This is a genomic window from Mesorhizobium sp. M1E.F.Ca.ET.041.01.1.1 (assembly GCF_003997355.1).
In the GTDB taxonomy this organism is placed as follows: domain Bacteria; phylum Pseudomonadota; class Alphaproteobacteria; order Rhizobiales; family Rhizobiaceae; genus Mesorhizobium.
Window position 1 is genome coordinate 1 of sequence record NZ_RZSL01000909.1, and the last position, 1,700, is coordinate 1,700.

The 1,700-nt window shown below is 61.6% G+C and carries 3 protein-coding genes and 1 pseudogene; 2 read left to right on the forward strand and 2 right to left on the reverse strand.

From position 1 onward, the window contains the following. A partial coding sequence (locus EOA38_RS39540; protein ID WP_189435154.1) for a hypothetical protein occupies positions 1 to 223 on the forward strand: 223 nt, incomplete at its 5' end. Positions 224 to 401: 178 nt separating this feature from the next. On the opposite strand, the gene EOA38_RS35750 is transcribed toward EOA38_RS39540, so the two are convergent. After that, the gene (locus tag EOA38_RS35750; protein ID WP_127301432.1) at positions 402 to 656 is read right to left on the reverse strand and encodes a type II toxin-antitoxin system prevent-host-death family antitoxin; all 255 of its coding nucleotides are present in this window, start codon (positions 654 to 656) and stop codon (positions 402 to 404) included. Between the two features lie 106 nt (positions 657 to 762). On the opposite strand from EOA38_RS35750, the gene EOA38_RS35755 reads away from it, so the two are divergent. Then, positions 763 to 1,359, forward strand: a complete 597-nt coding sequence (locus tag EOA38_RS35755; RefSeq protein ID WP_189340286.1) for a PIN domain-containing protein — start codon at positions 763 to 765, stop codon at positions 1,357 to 1,359. On the opposite strand, the pseudogene EOA38_RS39545 reads toward EOA38_RS35755, so the two are convergent. After that, a pseudogene (locus tag EOA38_RS39545) lies at positions 1,336 to 1,700 on the reverse strand (hypothetical protein); the annotation flags it as partial. The gene EOA38_RS35755 and the pseudogene EOA38_RS39545 overlap by 24 nt on opposite strands.

Below are 1,700 nucleotides of genomic sequence, written 5' to 3' on the forward strand. Positions count from 1 at the left end.
GCCGCTGACACGCCACTGGATCGCGCTGTGGCTGAGCTTCGCGGCAACGGGCGCACGCTGTCTGGCCGAGATAGCCACGCCTCACCATGCGCTGATGACCATGGCAGGCATCGCTTGGTCGGCGGCGTGGCTTCTGTTTCTGTCGGCGCATCTTGCCGCCCTGCGGCAACCGGCGCCCTTCCCGCTTCTGAGCGCCGAGCGCGCCCGTTCTGAGCCGGCTTGAAAGGATCGCCTTGGACTCTGGAGCAAGCCGCTTCGATAGTCCCGCACTGAGGCTACGCCCGTCGGCGCCCAGCGCCTGCGAAAGTCGTAGCCGACCGCGTCTCGAGGTCGGCCAAGCGCCCCCAGGTATGTAGATGCGCTTTTGGGAAAACATTTCCCGAAACCGAGCAACGCTCCCGTCACTCCTTGCCCGATTTTCCGGCAGCTCCTACACGCCCCCCGCTCAGGAGCAATTCCTTCGCCTCGGGCGACCAGCGGCTTCTTGTCAGGGTCAGTTTGAAGCTGCGGTTGTGGTCGACGATCGTCTGAGGGCCGCGATTTGCGGCGGCATCGAGGAGTTCCGCGAACCGCTCCTGCGCCTCAACGACTGGCCAGGAGTTCAACTCGGTATCCGCAGGCTTTGGGCCTCTCTTTTTTCCGGGGCTTTTGCCCATGGCGAATCCTTCTACCCAGGCGGAGACTATGCTTAACGATTTGCCGGTGCCTCTCACCTACGTTCGCGCCGCACAATCACACTGACACAATAACAGGATGCCAGCGGTGAGCCCACTCCCGAGAATTTATGTCCTTGATACGAACGTAGTAAGCGAACTCATCAAGAAAAGACCGCATCCCAGCGTTGTCCGCTGGATAGCGGAAACGGACACCTCGCTCGCAATTCCGTTTGGTTGCGTGATCGAAATTCAGCGAGGCATTACGATGCTTGAAGCACGGAACGTTGCCAGATCCCTTGAACTGCAGTCCTGGCTCGATCGCCTTCTGGTGTCGGACATGGCGTTCCTCCCCATGGATGCCGAGACCTCGAAGCTCTACGCCCGAATGACGCTCGTCCCCAGTCTAAAAGACCTGTGGACGAAATCGCCCCAAGCCAAGGATGCGAGAATGCACCAAGACCTGGCGATCGCGGCGTCCGCCATCGTGCACCGTGCCGTCGTCGCCACGATGAACACCAAGGACTTTTTGCGGATCAACCGTCATTTCCCGCTGCCAGGACTTTTCGATCCCGCATCACTCGAGTGGAGCGTCCTTCCGAAAGGCGGGCACCGTCGGCCACAACCGGTGCATCGCTTTGCGGCAACTGCCCGCCCCCGCCATAGGTCGAGCGCTTCGCTTTCACTCTGTCGAGATGCCTTTTGAGGGTTTTGCCCCGACGGCGAACTCGATCGCGGGAACGACGTCCGTAACAAGCCAGGTGCCCAGGTCGTTGGCGTCGGGCCATTCCTCGCGCCCGCCAAGCTTGAAGAGAACCTGAGAGACCGCCTCCCACGGGCTTCCGTGCGGGAAGACCGCAGGATGCACTCTCCAGGTTTCGCTGCTTCGGGAGTTCGGCTCGACAAATAGCGCGAGGTTCTCCAGTTCGCTGCGCGCCCGGCGCGCCGGATGCTCCAATTTCGCGACCAGCGCTCCCTTGGCGACGTTCTTCCCTTCGAAGTGCGGCTGGAGGGCAGCCTGGATATCGCCAAGCACCCCCTTGAGCC

Coding starts and splice junctions, on each gene's coding strand:
- EOA38_RS35750 (WP_127301432.1), bottom strand. CDS start 656: ATGGGCAAAAGCCCCGGAAAAAAGAGAGGCCCAAAGCCTGCGGATACC.